This window comes from Streptomyces sp. CNP082 (assembly GCF_059570535.1).
The window spans coordinates 1-15,897 of sequence record NZ_JCANSZ010000054.1; the positions used below are offsets into that span (position 1 = coordinate 1).

Consider the following 15,897-nt stretch of genomic DNA (forward strand, 5'->3'; position numbering starts at 1 on the left):
CAGGCCGCACCCACCGCCACCGCCTCAACCGCGGCGGCGACCGGCAGGCCAACTCCGCGCTCTACCGCATCGTGCTCTGCCGCCTGCGCTGGGACCAGCGAACCAAGGAGTACACGCAGCGGCGCACCAAGGACGGCCTGTCCAAGAAGGAGATCATCCGCTGCCTCAAGCGGTACATCGCCCGCGAGATCTACCAAGTCCTGACCACCCCGGCCAACACCACCACCACCACTGCCGAACAGCTCACCACCGCCGCTTGACATCCATAAGAGCATCCCACGACCGGCCCGGACCCCGTGCCCTCCCACCCGGGAGGGCGCGGGGTTTTCCGTGTCGCCACCCCCGTCGCCACCCACGCCGCGGGCCGGGCCGTACGGGTGCCGCCGGCGCCGCCGCGGACGTCCCGCCCCGCCGCGCTGAGCAGGGCGTTCCAGACGGGCGCCGGCGGTGCCCGGGGCCGTCGGGCGCGGGGCTTCAGAAGGCTGGACCAATGGCGGCCGAGGGTGCCCTTGCCGGATATTCCGGCCGACCGGGTGCGGGTCGGGCCGCAGGGCGTTTCCCGCAGGTCTCAAGTAGGGAAATAGTCTCGGTGAACCTTGTATTCGATCTTGATATGGCGGCGCGGAGTGGACTATACCTGTCCGCACCCGGCGGCACCCCAACCCTCCGGCGTACCACCCTGCACCACTCACGTAACAGCTGACCGCGGTAATCGGCTCCTGCACATGAGGCACGCTGCATCGGGGGATCCGGTACACCGCCTGAGTCCTGGAGAGAGTGAGGACTTGAGCATGGGATCCAACTCGCATGTCGGTCGCCGTGATCTGATCAAGCGGGCCGTGGCCCTCGGCCTGATCTCCGTACCCACCGTCGGTGCTCTGTCGGCGTGTGCCAGCGGTGGCGACGACGACAGCGACGGTGGGGCGAAGGGCGACAAGACCGACAAGAATCCCCTCGGTGTGGACAAGAACGCCGGCCTCGAAGTACTGATGTTCGACGGCGGTTTCGGCACGAAGTACGTGGACGACGACGCCACCGCGTTCCAGAAGAACTTCGGCAAGGTGGAGACCAACTCGACGGAGAAGATCCAGTCGAAGGTCCAGGGCCGGATGGCGGCCGGCGACCCGCCGGACCTCATCAACAACTCGGGCGACGAGGCCATGGACGTGCCCGCGCTCATCACCCAGGGGCAGCTCGCCGACCTCACCCCGCTGCTCGACGCCCCGTCCATCGACGACCCGGCGAAGACGGTCCGCGACACCCTGCGCGACGGCACCATCGAGATGGGCCAGTACGGTGACGAGAAGGTCTACCGGATGAACATCGCCTATTCGGTGTTCGGGCTCTGGTACTCGCAGAAGCTGCTGGACGACAACGGCTGGGAGTACCCGAAGACCTGGGACGACATGCTCGCCATCTGCGCGGACGCGAAGAAGCAGGGCATCGCCGGATTCGCGTACACCGGCGTCTTCCCCCAGTACCTCGGCTTCAGCATGCTGCCGATGATCGGCAAGGTCGGCGGCGTCGAGGTGCTCGACGCGATCGACAACCTCGAACCCAACGCCTGGAAGCACGACGCGGTCAAAGCCGTCATGGAGGCGCACTACGAGCTGTACGACAAGGGCTACGTCCTGAAGAACTCGCCCGGCAAGACGCACACGGACGTCCAGACCGACTGGACCGAGAAGGGGAACTGCATCTTCATCCCGAACGGCTCGTGGGTGGAGAACGAGTCCAAGGACACCACGCCCCCGGACTTCCAGATGGCCGTCGGTCCGTCGCCGAACCTGGACAGCTCGGACGCGATGCCGTTCGAGACCATCTGGGCGCAGGCCGGCGAGCCCTTCATCGTGCCGGCGAAGGCCAAGAACTCCGTGGGCGCCATGGAGTTCCTGCGGAACATGCTGAGCAAGAAGTCCGCGTCGGGCTTCACCGAGCTGGTGTCGTCCCTCGCCTGCGTCGAGGGCTCCGAGGAGGGCCTCACCCTCGGCACCGGGCTGACCGCCGCCGTCGGGCTCCTCGACGGGGCCGGCGAGAACTTCCTCAACCCCCGCTTCCCCGACTGGTACCCGACCCCGTACCGGGAGAAGATCGTCTTCGTCTGGGGCGACATGATGAAGGGCGGCATCAAGCCCGCCGAGGCCATCGACAAGATCCAGGGCATCGCCGACGAGACGGCCCAGGACGACAGCATCAAGAAGTACAAGCACTGAAGCGGCGGATCCAGTCGGTGAACGAGCAAGATGGGGGCGCCGGAATGACGGACGACGGCCATGCCGCGACGAAGGTCGGGGAACCACGGAAAGCAGCGGCGCGGCCGGTGCCGGAGAAGTCGCGGAAAACGAGCTTCCGCAGCTCGCCGCGGTACCGGTCATTCGTCAAGTACCGGTTCGTGGTGGGATTCCTCATCATCCCCTTCGGGCTGTACGCGGTCTTCGTCATCTCACCGTTCGTCCAGACCTTCTACTACTCGTTCACCGACTGGACCGGCGTCAGCAGCGACTTCAACATGGTGGGGTTCGAGAACTACTCCCGGCTGCTGGACGACTCGACCTTCTGGGCCGCCGTCCGCAACAACCTGATTCTCGCCCTCGCCGTTCCGCTCGTGACGCTCAGCCTCGGGCTGTTCTTCGCCTTCATGGTCACCGTCGGCGGCCGGCACAAGAAGGGCGAGGCCGTCTCCGGGGTCCGGGGCGCCAAGACGTACAAGATCGTGTACTTCTTTCCGCAGGCCCTGTCCATCGCGGTGATCGCGGCGCTGTGGGGCTATATCTTCAAACCCGACGTCGGCCTGCTCGAACCCCTCCTGCCCGAGGCGCTGTCACCGAACGGCGGCTGGCTGGCGGACTCGAAGTTCGCCCTGTGGGCCGTGGTGATCGTGATGTGCTGGGCCATGGTCGGGTTCTTCGTGGTCCTGTTCTCCGCGGCCATCGGGCAGATCCCCAAGGAGATCTACGAATCCGCGCTGCTGGACGGCGCAAGCCGGGCGGCGACCTTCTTCCGCATCACCCTGCCCCTCATCCGGGACACCGTGCAGACCGGCTGGGTGTACATGGGGATCATGGCGCTCGGCGCGGAGTCGTTCGCCGTCGTCAACATCATCACCCAGGGGCCGGGCGGACCCGACGACTCCACCATGGTGCTCGGCGTCTACCTGTGGAACACCGGCTTCAGCCAGTTGCAGGCCGGCCGGGGCGCGGCGATGGGCGTCGCGCTGTTCCTCCTCACCATGATCCTCGCCGTGGCCGCGCTGTCCGTCGGCCGGCGCCGCGACCGCATCGAGTACTGAGCATCGAGTGCAGAGCACGATCCGGAAGGCCAGGTCATGACCACTGCGGAACCCACCGACCGCCCAGCCGCGCTCGACAAGGCGGACGTGGCCGACGACCCGTCGCGGTCGCCGCTGCTGGAGCCGCGGAAGAAGATCGAGGGCGCCGTACTCAACGTCTTCTCGCACGGCTTCCTGATCCTGTGGACCGTGCTGGCCGCGGGCCCGCTGGTCTGGGCCCTGATGAACGCCCTGAAGGACTCGGGCGACATCCTGGCCAACCCGTGGTCGCTGCCCACCAGCATCGACTGGGCGAACTGGTCGAACGCCTGGAGCCGGGCGCACATCGGCCGCTATGCCGCGAACTCCGTGGTCATCGTGGCCATCTCGGTGCCGCTGACGATGCTCTTCGGGTCGATGGCGGCGTACGTGCTCGCCCGGTTCGACTTCAAGGGCGCGCGCATCGTCTACTTCACCTTCGTCGGCGGCATGGCCTTCCCCGTGGTGATGGCGCTCGTGCCGCTGTTCTTCGTCATGAAGAACCTGTCGCTGCTCGACACCCGGCACGGGCTGATCATGGTGTACATCGCGTACTCCATGCCGTTCACCATCTTCTTCATGACCACGTTCTTCCGCACGCTGCCCTCGTCCGTCTCCGAGGCCGCGGAGATCGACGGGGCCTCCCACAGCCGGATCTTCTTCCAGGTGATGCTGCCCATGGCGAAGCCCGGCCTGATCAGCGTGGGCATCTTCAACTTCCTCGGGCACTGGAACCAGTACGTGCTGCCCTTCGCGCTCAACCAGGGCGACGAGGACGACTACGTGCTCACCCAGGGCATCGGGCTGCTCTTCGCCCAGGCCGGCTACCGCTCCGACTACGGCCGGCTCTTCGCGGGGCTGGTGATGGCGGCGCTGCCGATCCTGGTCGTGTACATCATCTTCCAGCGCCAGGTGCAGTCCGGGCTCACCGCGGGCGCGGTGAAGTAGGACGCGCGCGGCGGCCGGTGCGGGCCCACCGCACCGGCCGCCGGGCGGCGGTCAGCGTACGACCGTCTGGATCTCCTTGACGGTCACGTCGTACGTGCCGGAGGACAGGCCCTCGGGCAACTGCGGGTCGCCCGCCTCCGGCGGGCCGTCCGGGTCGGCCGAGGCGGTCCAGTGGACCTCCCAGGTGAGCGAGGCTTCCAGCGGGTAGGTGCCGCCGCCGGAGGACTTGCGGTACGTCACGTTGCAGGCGGCGTCCTCGGTGTTGACGTTGTACCCGCCCGCGCCGCCGCTGAGTTCGTACGTGCAGGTCTGCGGCTCGGCGTACTCGGTGCCTGCGTCGATCTGCAGCCGCTTGGGCGTGGCCACGGTGGTGGCAGCGAACTGGACGCCGAGGACGTCGACGCTGGCGGTGGTCGCCACCCGCTGCAGCCCCGTGTCGCTCTGGAACGTGGCGTGCACCGGCAGGTTGACCTTCTGCAGCGCGAAGTCGGGCTTCAACCGCACCGGCGGGGCGGGCAGCCTGGTCGCGTTGTAGGCGATCTCCGCGAGCATCTCGGGGCTGATGGCCGGGCCGCCCTCCGGCACGTCCCCCTGGTCCACCCAGACCGGGTTGCCCTGGAGGACCTCACATGCCGCGAGCGCCTCGTCCCTGCCCATGTCCTTGTTGTAGACGACGTCCCACCAGGCGCCGTCCTTGTCCTTGTTCCACTCCTTGTCCTCCCACTCCCGGATCCAGTCGGCCTGCGCGCTCTCCGAGCTCGTCCAGGTGCCGGGCCCCCACTCCGCCATCTCCTCGGAGGTCATGACCGGTTCCAGCCAGCACGCCGGGGGAGTCCAGTTGCCCTGGGCCGGGGTCATCGGCGGGGCGGAGGAGTCGCCGCCGGTGGTGGTGACCGTCACCTGGGACACCGCGCTGATGTTGTCGCCGCCGTCGGAGCCGCCGCCCCCGTCGGTGCCCCAGCCGCCGCCCTGCGCGTACGCGGGCTGCGCGGTCGTCAGCAGCATCGCGGACACGCTCAGCGCGGCGGTGAGGCCGATCCCCGACCGGCGTACCGCGACCGCCTTGTTCACCGACATGTTCCGTTTCCCTCCGTCCAGTCGGACTCGGTCACCGTCCAGGTGCCGTCGTCCGCGCGCGTGAGCGTCTGCCGGTACAGCCGCAGGACCGCGGCGTCGCCGCCGCCGTCGCTGCCCACGCTCTTGCCGGTCTCGGCGTCGACGACGTAGCCGTCGCTCTGGTCCTCGCAGAACACGATCAGCGCCTTGCCGTCCGTGACCTGCTTGACCTCGCGGTTGAAGTACCGCCCCGTGCCCGCGATGCGCTGCCCCTCGTCGGCGAAGCGCTTGAAGTCCTTCACGTAGTTCGTGTAGGCCGGATCCTGCCAGTACTGCTCGAAGTTGGCCGTCGCCTTCTGCTGCCCGTAGCTCTCCACCATGGCGCTGAGGGCGTAGCCGTGGTCGCGCAGCACGGCGTCCTTCTTCTTGTCGCCGGTGTCCGCGGGCTCCACGTCGGCCTTCAGGTCGTCGGGGAAGTCGAAGGCGGGGGCGTCGGGGTCCTCTTCCGCGGGGACGTCAGGGGACGCGGACTCGCTGGTCTCCGCCCCCACGATGTCCTCTCCGCCGTCGCCGTCGTCGGAGCCCCCGCAGGCGGTGAGCAGCAGCGCAGCGCCGAGGGCTGCGGCCGTCGCCCGGCCGAGGGTGCGGTGCCGCATCGATGACCAACTCCCAGCGTCGTCCGGTTGACTGCGGCAGGGGGCGGTCCGGTACGGGCTCGAAGTGGTCTGGCCTTCCGAGCGGTTGTGCGTTCCCCGCGCGTCATGTTCGAAACAACGTTATCCAGCCATGACCTGGACGGGCCACCGGATGACGGGAGTTCGCGACACAGCCGTTACACGTGCCACGGCAATGACACGCGGCACAGCCGTGCCGCGGGCGGGGGCGTTGAAGGGGCCCGCCGGGCTCCGGGCGGGCGGTGGCCGACCCGGAGCCGCTGCCGGAAACCGCGGGTGGGCGGGGCGGCCGGACGGCCTCGGTACCGCGGAAGTGTGCGGGTTACGGAATAGTCACGCCGTCAAGGTCTTGACGGCGGCAACCATGGCCGTCGAGCCTAGACTTCATAAGTTGTAGGCGATCCGGGTCGCATCGGTGTGGCCCGGGAGGTGGGCGGCCGTCGTGTCACCCGCCGAACCAGGAGTGGATGGCCGTGGAGACTCCGGGCTCGCAGTCCTCGCTGCACCGGGCAAACCTTGAGCGCGTCGTGCGCGCCGTGCGACTGTCCGGTTCGCTCACCCAGGCGCAGATCGCACGGAGCACGGGGCTGTCCGCCGCCACGGTCTCCAACATCGTACGTGAACTGCAGGAGAGCGGCACCGTCAGCGTCACGCCCACCTCCGCCGGCGGGCGGCGGGCCCGGGCCGTGTCGCTGAGCGGCGACGCCGGAATCGTCGTCGGGGTCGACTTCGGCCACACGCACCTGCGCGTGGCCGTGGGCAACCTGGCGCACCAGGTGCTCGCCGAGGAGTCCGAGCCGATCGACGTGGACGCCTCCGCCACCCAGGGCCTGGACCGGGCGCAGGCCCTGGTGAGCCGCCTCGTGGGGGCCACGGACGTGCCCGCGGACAAGGTCGTCGGCGTGGGGCTCGGGGTGCCGGGGCCGATAGACACCGAGACCGGCGTGCTGGGCTCCACCGCCATCCTGCCGGGCTGGACCGGCACCAACCCGCGCGACGACCTCCAGTCCCGCCTCGGCGTCCCGGTGTACGTCGACAACGACGCGAACCTCGGCGCCCTGGGCGAGCTGGTCTGGGGCAGTGGCCGGGGGGCCAAGGACGTGGCGTACATCAAGGTCGCCAGCGGCGTCGGCGCCGGTCTGGTGATCAACGGGCAGCTCTACCGCGGCCCCGGCGGGACGGCCGGTGAGATAGGGCACATCACGCTGGACGAGTCCGGCCCGGTCTGCCGCTGCGGCAACCGCGGCTGCCTGGAGACCTTCACCGCCGGGCGCTACATACTCGGTCTGCTGGAGGCCAGCCACGGCCCCGGGCTGACCGTGGAGCGCATGGTGCAGCTCGCGCGGGACGGCGACCCCGGCTGCCGGCGGGTGATCGCCGACGTCGGCCGGCACATCGGCAGCGGCGTGGCCAGCCTGTGCAACCTGCTCAACCCCAGCCGGGTGGTGCTCGGCGGCGACCTGGCCGAGGCCGGGGAGCTGATCCTGCAGCCCATAGGGGAGTCCGTCGCGCGCTACGCGATCCCCAGCGCCGCCCGCCAGCTCGACCTGGCCTCCGGGTCGCTGGGCAGCCGAGCGGAGGTGCTCGGGGCGCTGGCGCTGGTGCTGAGCGAGATGGGCGACCGTTCGATCCTTGACGGCGCCGTGCCGGTTCTCGCGCCCGCTCTCACAGAAGGATGAGTTCACGTAGAGAAACCAGGCGATCGTATCCGTCTCGTTAAGCATTTACTTCTTGACGGCATGGTTACGGGCGAGTTGACTACCGAACACCTCGGCCGCGAAGGCGCGGCCACGTCAGGGAGGTTCGACCGTGCACACCTATCTGCGCCGTGCGGCAGTCACACTGGCCGCCGTAACCATGACCGTCGGCATCGCGGCCTGTGGCAGCGCCGATGAGGCCGACAGCGATTCCGACAGCGGTGACAAGAAGAACGACGGGCCGTTGACGATAGGTCTCCTCCTGCCGGAGGACCAGACCGCGCGCTACGAAGATTTCGACCGGCCGCTGATCGAGGAGAAGATCAAGGAGCTGGCCCCGGACACCAAGATCGTCTACAACAACGCCAAGCAGGACGCGACCACCCAGCAGCAGCAGGTCGAGACCATGATCACGCAGGACGTCGACGCCCTGATCCTGGACGCCGTCGACTCCAAGGCGATCGCCACGGGCGTCGCCGCCGCCGACGACGCGGGCATCCCCGTCATCGCGTACGACCGCCTCGCCGAAGGCCCCATCAGCGGCTACACCTCCTTCGACAACAACAAGGTCGGCCAGGTCCAGGGCGAAGCCCTGCTGGAGGCGCTCGGCGACAAGGCCAAGGACGGCGAGGTCGTCATGCTCAACGGCTCCGTCACCGACCCGAACGCCGCGATGTTCAAGGAGGGGGCGCACTCCGTCCTCGACGGCAAGGTGAACGTCGGCAAGGAGTACGACGTCGAGGAGTGGAAGGCGGAGAACGCCAACTCCGACATGCAGGGCGCCATCTCCTCGCTCGGCAAGGACAAGATCATCGGCGTCTACTCCGCCAACGACGGCATGGCCGGCGGTGCGATCACCGCCCTGCAGAACGCCGACTTCGACCCGCTGCCCCCGGTCACCGGCCAGGACGCGGAGCTGGCCGGCGTGCAGCGCATCGTCACCGGCGACCAGTACATGAGCGTTTACAAGCCGTACAAGCCGGAGGCCGACGCCGCCGCCGAGATGGCGGTCAAGGCGGCCCGCGGCGAGAAGCTCGACTCCGTCGCCACCAGCACCGTGGACAGCCCCACCGACAAGGGCGTGCCGGCCGTGCTGATCGAGCCGATCGCGCTGACCAAGGACAACATCAAGGAGACCGTCGTCAAGGACGGTCTCTGGACGATCGACCAGATCTGCAAGGGCAAGTTCGCCTCCGCCTGCAAGGACGCCGGCCTGGAGTGAGCGCGCCCTGACAGCCACCCGCGTGCCCGGGGACCCGCCACTCATCCCGCTGCCGGCGGGGCCCCGGGCACCCGGGCCCATGGCCACAGACCGCCCTCACCCCCACCCACGCCTATCCCCCTGTAGGAGATGGTTCACGTGTCCGCTACGCCCGTGCTGGCGTTGCGCGGGATCTCGAAACGGTTCGGTGCAGTCCAGGCGCTCACCGACGTCGATCTCGAGGTCCGCGCCGGTGAAGTCCTCGCCCTCGTCGGCGACAACGGCGCCGGAAAGTCCACGCTCGTCAAGACCGTCGCCGGCGTCCACGCCATCGACGACGGCTGCATCGAGTGGGGCGGGAGCCCCGTTCGCATCCAACGGCCGCACGACGCCCAGGACCTGGGCATCGCGACCGTCTACCAGGACCTGTCGCTCTGCGACAACCTCGACGTCGTCGGCAACCTCTTCCTCGGCCGCGAGATACGCCGCGTCGGCGTTCTGGACGAGGTCGAAATGGAGCGCCGCTCCCGCGAGTTGCTCACCACCCTGTCCATCCGCATCCCCAGCGTCCGCATCCCCACCGCCTCCCTGTCCGGCGGCCAGCGGCAGACCGTGGCCATCGCCCGCTCGCTCCTCGGCGACCCCAAGCTCGTCATCCTCGACGAGCCCACCGCCGCCCTCGGCGTCGAGCAGACCGCCCAGGTGCTCGACCTCGTCGAGCGGCTCCGCGAGCGCAACCACGCCGTGCTGCTGATCAGCCACAACATGGAGGACGTCCGGGCCGTCGCCGACCGGGTCGCCGTGCTGCGCCTCGGCCGCAACAACGGCGTCTTCGACGTCGCGACCACGACGCAGGAAGAGATCGTCGCCGCCATCACGGGCGCCACGGACAACGCCGTGACGCGCCGCTCGGCACGTACCAGCGCGGAGGCAGAGAAGTGAGCACCGAGGGGATCGGGACAGAGGACGCCGCGAAGCCCGACCTCGCGAAGTCCGCCCCGCGCACCGAATCCGCACCCGCCGACACCCCGTCCGCCGAGTCCGCGCCCGGCGTCGCCAAGGACGCCGTCACCGCCGTCGACCCCCGGCTGCTCGTCCGCGAGCAGGGGTTCGCCGGCTACCTGACCGAGTTCAAGCGCCGGATGCGGGCGGGTGAGCTGGGCTCCGTCCCGGTCGCCGTCGGCCTGATCCTCATCATGGCGATCTTCCAGGTTCTGGACGACGCCTTCCTGTCCGCACGGAACCTGTCCAACATCTCCGTCGACATCGCCGGCCCCGGCCTGATCGCCGTCGGCATCATCTTCGTGCTGCTGCTCGGCGAGATCGACCTGTCCGTCGGCTCCCTCAGCGGCCTGGCCGGCGCGGTGTTCGCGGTGCTCGCCGTGAACGAGGGCTGGCCGGAAGTCCCGGCGATCATCCTCGCCGTCCTCATCGGCACCGCGACCGGTGCCTTCCACGGCTTCTTCTTCGCCAGGATCGGCGTCCCGCCGCTCGTCGTGACCCTGGCCGGCCTGCTCGGCTGGCAGGGCCTGATGCTCTACATCCTCGGCAGCACCGGGACCGTCAACCTCGACCGCGACGGCATCGTCGGCAAGCTCACCACGTACTACTTCACCGACGTCGCCGCCGCCTACGGGCTCGCGACCGTCGCCGTCGCCGGCTACTTCGCCGCCGCGTACTTCGACGCGAAACGGCGCGCGGGGGCCGGCGTGCCGGCCCGGCCGTTGAGCGAGATCATCCTGCGTACGGCGGTCCTCGCGGTGCTCGCGTACGTCCCGGCCTACGTGCTCAACCAGCACAAGGGCCTGCCGCTGGCGCTGCTGGTCTTCCTCGTCGTGGTCGTCGGCGCCGACTTCGTGCTGCGCCGCACCGGCTTCGGCCGGCGGATCTTCGCCCTCGGCGGCAGCGTCGAGGCCAGCCGCCGGGCGGGCATCAACGTCGAGCTGATGCGCATCGCCGTCTTCGCCACCTCCGGCACGCTGGCGGCGGTCGGCGGCCTGTTCATGGCCTCCAAGATCGCCGCGGCGAACCAGGGTGCCGGCGGCGGCACGCTGCTGATGAACGCCATCGCGGCGGCCGTCATCGGCGGCACCAGCCTCTACGGCGGCCGGGGCAGCAGTTGGTCCGCGCTGCTCGGCGTGCTGGTCATCATCTCCATCCAGTCGGGCCTGGCGCTCAAGGGCATCGACGCGCCGGTGCAGTACATGATCACCGGTGCGGTGCTGCTGGCGGCGGTCGTCATCGACTCCGTCTCCCGCCGCACCCAGAAATCGGCCGGACGCGCTTGACCGGCGTCCCGCCCGCCACCCGCTGTGCCCCCGTGCCGACCCCGGTCCGGGGGCATAGCTGTTGCGGACCTGTGGCATACATCGCACTGTCGGATCAGCGACCGGACATGGGGAACATTAGACTCGTCCGGACGCTCCGGATCCGGCACGTCCGCGTGGGCGGCGGGGCCCGGGCGCACCGTACGGCCCGAAAGCAGGCTGCGACAGCAAGGAGGCACGGGTGGCACTGCTGGCCCGTATCAAGGGACCCCGCGACCTGGACCGGCTCAATCCCGAGCAGCTCGAGCGGCTGGCCGCGGAGATCCGCACCTTCCTCGTGGAATCCGTCGCCCGCACCGGCGGCCACCTCGGTCCCAACCTCGGCGTGGTGGAGCTGAGCATCGCGCTGCACCGGGTCTTCGACTCGCCCCGCGACCGGGTGCTGTGGGACACCGGTCACCAGTCGTACGTGCACAAGCTGCTCACCGGCCGCCAGGACTTCGGCAAGCTCAAGCAGAAGGGCGGCCTGTCCGGCTACCCCTCGCGGGCCGAGTCCGACCACGACGTCATCGAGAACAGCCACGCCTCCACCGTCCTCGGCTGGGCCGACGGCCTGGCCAAGGCGAATGAGGTGCGGGGCCGGGACGCCGCCGTCGTCGCCGTCATCGGTGACGGGGCGCTGACCGGCGGCATGGCCTGGGAGGCGCTGAACAACATCGCCGCCGCCCGGGACCGCCCGCTGGTCATCGTCGTCAACGACAACGAACGCTCGTACGCCCCCACCATCGGCGGCCTCGCCGACCACCTCGCCACCCTGCGCACCACCGACGGCTACGAGCGCTTCCTCGCCCGCGGCAAGGAGCTGCTCGACCGCACGCCCGTGGTCGGCAAGCCGCTGTACGAGACCCTGCACGGCGCCAAGAAGGGCCTGAAGGACTTCATCGCGCCGCAGGGCATGTTCGAGGACCTGGGGCTGAAGTACGTCGGCCCCATCGACGGGCACGACATCGCCGCCGTCGAGTCCGCGCTGCAGCGCGCCCGCCGCTTCGGCGGGCCCGTCATCGTGCACTGCCTGACCGAGAAGGGCCGCGGCTATCTGCCCGCGCGCCAGGACGAGGCCGACCAGTTCCACCAGGTCGGCGTCATCCACCCCGACACCGGCCTGCCGGTCGCCGCCGGCGGCGCCGACTGGACCTCCGTCTTCGCCGACGAGATGGTGCGGATCGGCCGCGAGCGCGCCGACGTCGTGGGCATCACGGCCGCGATGATGCGCCCCGTGGGCCTGCAGAAGTTCGCCGAGGCGTTCCCCGGCCGGGTCTACGACGTGGGCATCGCCGAGCAGCACGCCGCCGTCTCCGCCGCCGGCCTGGCCACCGGCGGGCTGCACCCGGTCTTCGCCGTCTACGCCACGTTCCTCAACCGCGCCTTCGACCAGGTGCTGATGGACGTCGCGCTGCACCGCTGCGGGGTGACGTTCGTCCTGGACCGGGCGGGGGTCACCGGCAGCGACGGCGCCTCCCACAACGGCATGTGGGACATGTCGATCCTCCAGGTCGTCCCCGGCCTGCGCATCGCCGCGCCGCGCGACGCCGACCAGGTGCGCGCCCAGCTGCGCGAGGCCGTCGCCGTCGACGACGCCCCGACCGTCGTGCGCTACTCCAAGGGCGCCGTCGGCCCCGCGGTCCCCGCGGTCGGCCGGATCGGCGGCATGGACGTGCTCCACGAGCCGGCCGGCGGCACCGAGGCCGGCGGCACCGAGGAAGCCCAGCGCCCCGACGTGCTGCTGGTCTCCGTCGGCGCGCTGGCCCCGATGTGCCTGGAGGTCGCCGCCCTGCTCGACAAGCAGGGCATCACGACGACGGTCGTCGATCCGCGCTGGGTCAAGCCCGTCGACGAGGCGCTGCCGCCGCTCGCCGCGCGGCACCGCGTGGTCGTCACCGTCGAGGACAACATCCGCACCGGCGGTGTGGGATCCGCCGTCGCGCAGGCGCTGCGCGACGCGGGCGTCGACATCCCGCTGCGCGACTTCGGCATCCCGGAGCGGTTCCTCGACCACGCCTCCCGCAAGGAGGTGCTGGCGGACATCGGCCTGACGGCGCCGGACATCGCCCGCCAGGTCACCGGCCTGGTGGCCCGGATCGACCGGCGCGCGGGCGAGGACTTCGCGCCCCAGGAGACCGGGGACGGCACGGTGTCCGAGGTCGCCAGGGACTGAGCGCACGGCACAGCAGACGGAACTGCACGGCAGAAGGGGCGGCCCGCCCGGCGGGCCGCCCCTTCGCCGTTCCCGGGCAGTCGGCGAAGCGGTATAGGTTGCTATCCAACCTAGGTCGCTCTATGGTCTAGCTAGTCATCAGAGCAAGAGGGGGAATCCGATGTCTCTTGAGATCTCACCCGAGTTCTCCACCGCCGGCCTCGCCGTGGCCCTGCCGCTCGCCGCCTACCTCGCGCTGGCGGACCCGTGGGCAGGCCGCCGGCTCTACGCCCGCCTGGAGCGCCGACGGGACACGGACGACCGCGCACTGACCCGCTTCTACCGGACCCTCCTCGCGATCTGGTGGCCGCTGGCCGCGCTCGCGGTCGCCGCCGTGCTCCTCTCGCCCGGCGTCGCCGCCGCCGACGTCGGCTTCGCGCTCCCCGACTCGCCGGGCGCCGCCCTGGCCACCTTCGGCATCGCCGTCCTGTTCACCGGTTCGGTGCTCCTGGGCGGGCGGAACATGCGCAGGCTCGCCGCCGACGACAGGAACATCCCCGGGCTCGCCACCATCGCGGCGATGCTCCCGCGCACCCCCGCCGAGCGCCGGCTCGCCGTCGCGGTCTCCCTCACCGACGGCATCTGCGCCAATGTCGTCTACCGCGGCCTGCTCATCGCCCTCGGCACCGACGTCCTGGGCATCGGCGTGTACCCCGCCGCGGCCGTCGCCGTCGCCGTCCACGCCCTGGCCGGCCTCTACCAGGGCGCGGCGCAGATCCCGCTGTTCGCCCTGTGGGGCGCGGTGGTCACCGTCGCCTACGTGGCCACCGGCAGCCTGCTGCTGCCCATCCTCATGAACGTCGTCACGGTCGGCCGGGACCTGCTGGCCGTACCGCCCGCACTGCATCCGGAGCGCGCGTGACCGCAGACCGCCGGGCCAGTTGGCTCAAGGGCGTACTGGACCTGCTCGTGCTCGCCGCCCTCACCGGCGGCGAGAGCTACGGCTACGAGATCGCCAAGCGCCTCGGCGAAGCCGGCCTCGGCCAGATCAAGGGGGGCACGCTGTACCCCGTACTCAACCGGCTGGAGGAAGCCGGTCTGCTGGAGGCCGAGTTCCGCGCGGCCGACCGCGGCCCCGGCCGGCGCTACTACAAGCTCACCGCCGAAGGCCGCGCCGTCCTCGGCGAACAGGGCCGGCTCTGGCTCGCGTTCGACGAGTCCGTACGCGAACTGCTCGGCAAGGGGGGAGTCACATGACGCACAGGCACCAGCCGCCGGGTGCGGAAGCGGCAGCGGCAGCGGCAGCGACCGGCGCCGGCGGCTACGCCGGCGAACTCGCCGCCCGGCTGCGCGCCGCCGGGATGGCCGCGGACCGGGTGGCCGCGACCGTCGCCGACGTCGAGGCGTACCTCGCGGAGTCCGGCACGCCGGCGGAGGCCGAGTTCGGCCCGGTCGACGCCTTCGCGGCGCAGCTCGCCGGGGACGGCGGCCCCGGGGACCCGCCGGAGGAGGCGGCCGAGGAGTGGCGCTGGAGCGCCGGCACCTCCGTCGACGAGCGGCTGCTGAACGAGTACGGGGAGCAGGGCTGGGAGCTGGTCCGCGTCGATGCCGCCGGCCGGTTCGTCAGCCGGCGCGAGCGGGGCGGCGCGCAGCGCTGGGAGTACCGCAGGGAGACGGTGCTCGGGGACCGCGACCGGGTCGAAGCGCGGCTCGCGCCGGACGGCTGGGAGGCGTGCGGGACCTGGGTGATGTACGCCTGGTTCAAGCGCCCGCGCGCGGCCAGCCTCGGCCCGGCCGCGGACCTGGCGGCGGTGCCGCCCGCACCCGCCCGCAGGGTCTTCGTCACCTGGCGGCTGTACGCGCTCCTGGCGCTGGTCGCGGTCGCCGTGGCGGCGGTCGGGGTCTACGAGGCGGTCGAGGCGGGCGATGCGGGGGAGGGGCTGAGCAGCGCGTCGGGCACGCTGGTGGGCGGTGTGGCGGGGGCGCTGGCGGTGCTGCTGCCGTTCGCCGGCTACGCGGTGTGGCGCAACCGCGGCGGTCGCTGAGCGGGCGTCGACGGCGGGGAGACGCGGGGGAGTCGCGGGGAGACGCGGGGGAGCGGGGCTGCGCGCGTACGAGGGGCGTACGCCGTGCCCCGCGCGCTACGGCCGTACCGTACGCGGGCCCGCCGTGCCCGCGCCGTGGCGCTGGACGCGCTCGCGCAGGGCGCGGTCCGCCGTGACGACCAGCACGCGCCGCCCGGGATCCCGCTCGACGGCGTCCGCGACGACCGCCACGATCCGGTCGTCCCCGCTGCCGTCCGCCGCCGTGACCCGTACCCCCGGCACCTCCTGCACCCCGCGGGCCGCGCCCTCCACCACGAGCACCACCTCCACCGGCCCCGGCAGGCCCGCCACGCCCGCCGAGGCGTACGGCACGAGCCCGTCGCGCAGCCGCTCCGCCGCACCGTGCCGGTCGCGCCACCAGCCGTCGGGGACCGACCCCACGACGTTGGCGGCGTCCACGACGAGCAGGGGGAGCGGTGCGTCCATGCCGTCCAGCCTCCCACGCCCG

15 protein-coding genes are annotated in these 15,897 nt (G+C 70.9%); 12 read left to right on the forward strand and 3 right to left on the reverse strand.

Annotated elements, in window-relative coordinates; all coding sequences use genetic code 11:
• From B124_RS30250 to B124_RS30265, 4 genes are all read left to right on the forward strand, one after another.
• The coding region (locus B124_RS30250) for a transposase (RefSeq protein WP_496506175.1) at positions 1-260 on the forward strand (260 nt) is incomplete at its 5' end.
• A 531-nt stretch (positions 261-791) separates the two neighbouring features.
• The gene (gene ngcE, locus B124_RS30255; RefSeq protein ID WP_496506176.1) at positions 792-2,213 is read left to right on the forward strand and encodes an N-acetylglucosamine/diacetylchitobiose ABC transporter substrate-binding protein; all 1,422 of its coding nucleotides are present in this window, start codon (positions 792-794) and stop codon (positions 2,211-2,213) included.
• A gap of 44 nt (positions 2,214-2,257) precedes the next feature.
• Positions 2,258-3,289: a carbohydrate ABC transporter permease gene (locus B124_RS30260; protein ID WP_496506177.1), complete on the forward strand. Its 1,032-nt coding sequence runs from the start codon at positions 2,258-2,260 to the stop codon at positions 3,287-3,289.
• Between the two features lie 36 nt (positions 3,290-3,325).
• Complete coding sequence (locus B124_RS30265; protein ID WP_496506178.1) at positions 3,326-4,255, forward strand: carbohydrate ABC transporter permease; 930 nt, start codon at positions 3,326-3,328, stop codon at positions 4,253-4,255.
• A gap of 51 nt (positions 4,256-4,306) precedes the next feature.
• On the opposite strand, the gene B124_RS30270 is transcribed toward B124_RS30265, so the two are convergent.
• Both B124_RS30270 and B124_RS30275 read right to left on the reverse strand, forming a co-directional pair.
• Positions 4,307-5,332 (reverse strand): hypothetical protein, encoded by a 1,026-nt coding sequence (locus B124_RS30270; protein ID WP_496506179.1) that lies wholly within the window; start codon positions 5,330-5,332, stop codon positions 4,307-4,309.
• Positions 5,323-5,967, reverse strand: coding sequence for a hypothetical protein (locus B124_RS30275; RefSeq protein ID WP_496506180.1), 645 nt, complete (start codon positions 5,965-5,967; stop codon positions 5,323-5,325). The genes B124_RS30270 and B124_RS30275 overlap by 10 nt, the downstream gene beginning before the upstream one ends.
• Before the next feature lie 491 nt (positions 5,968-6,458).
• Between B124_RS30275 and B124_RS30280 the strand changes: the two genes are divergently transcribed.
• The 8 genes from B124_RS30280 to B124_RS30315 all read left to right on the forward strand — a co-directional run bounded on the left by B124_RS30280 (position 6,459) and on the right by B124_RS30315 (position 15,389).
• Positions 6,459-7,664 (forward strand): ROK family transcriptional regulator, encoded by a 1,206-nt coding sequence (locus tag B124_RS30280; RefSeq protein ID WP_496506181.1) that lies wholly within the window; start codon positions 6,459-6,461, stop codon positions 7,662-7,664.
• 142 nt (positions 7,665-7,806) lie between these two features.
• Positions 7,807-8,904, forward strand: coding sequence for a substrate-binding domain-containing protein (locus B124_RS30285; RefSeq protein ID WP_496506214.1), 1,098 nt, complete (start codon positions 7,807-7,809; stop codon positions 8,902-8,904).
• A gap of 129 nt (positions 8,905-9,033) precedes the next feature.
• Positions 9,034-9,825, forward strand: a complete 792-nt coding sequence (locus B124_RS30290; protein WP_496506182.1) for an ATP-binding cassette domain-containing protein — start codon at positions 9,034-9,036, stop codon at positions 9,823-9,825.
• Positions 9,822-11,171, forward strand: a complete 1,350-nt coding sequence (locus tag B124_RS30295; RefSeq protein ID WP_496506183.1) for a sugar ABC transporter permease — start codon at positions 9,822-9,824, stop codon at positions 11,169-11,171. The genes B124_RS30290 and B124_RS30295 overlap by 4 nt, the downstream gene beginning before the upstream one ends.
• Before the next feature lie 220 nt (positions 11,172-11,391).
• Positions 11,392-13,365: a 1-deoxy-D-xylulose-5-phosphate synthase gene (gene dxs, locus B124_RS30300; protein ID WP_496506184.1), complete on the forward strand. Its 1,974-nt coding sequence runs from the start codon at positions 11,392-11,394 to the stop codon at positions 13,363-13,365.
• Between the two features lie 160 nt (positions 13,366-13,525).
• A complete protein-coding gene (locus B124_RS30305) occupies positions 13,526-14,266 on the forward strand; it encodes a CPBP family glutamic-type intramembrane protease (protein WP_496506185.1) in 741 nt (246 codons plus the stop codon).
• Positions 14,263-14,601, forward strand: a complete 339-nt coding sequence (locus B124_RS30310) for a PadR family transcriptional regulator (protein WP_496506186.1) — start codon at positions 14,263-14,265, stop codon at positions 14,599-14,601. The genes B124_RS30305 and B124_RS30310 overlap by 4 nt, the downstream gene beginning before the upstream one ends.
• Positions 14,598-15,389, forward strand: coding sequence for a hypothetical protein (locus tag B124_RS30315; RefSeq protein ID WP_496506187.1), 792 nt, complete (start codon positions 14,598-14,600; stop codon positions 15,387-15,389). Before B124_RS30310 ends, B124_RS30315 begins: the two co-directional genes overlap by 4 nt.
• Positions 15,390-15,485: 96 nt before the next feature.
• On the opposite strand, the gene B124_RS30320 is transcribed toward B124_RS30315, so the two are convergent.
• Entirely contained in the window at positions 15,486-15,875 is a 390-nt protein-coding gene (locus tag B124_RS30320) for a PIN domain-containing protein (protein ID WP_496506188.1), read from the reverse strand.
• Positions 15,876-15,897 lie beyond the last annotated feature (22 nt).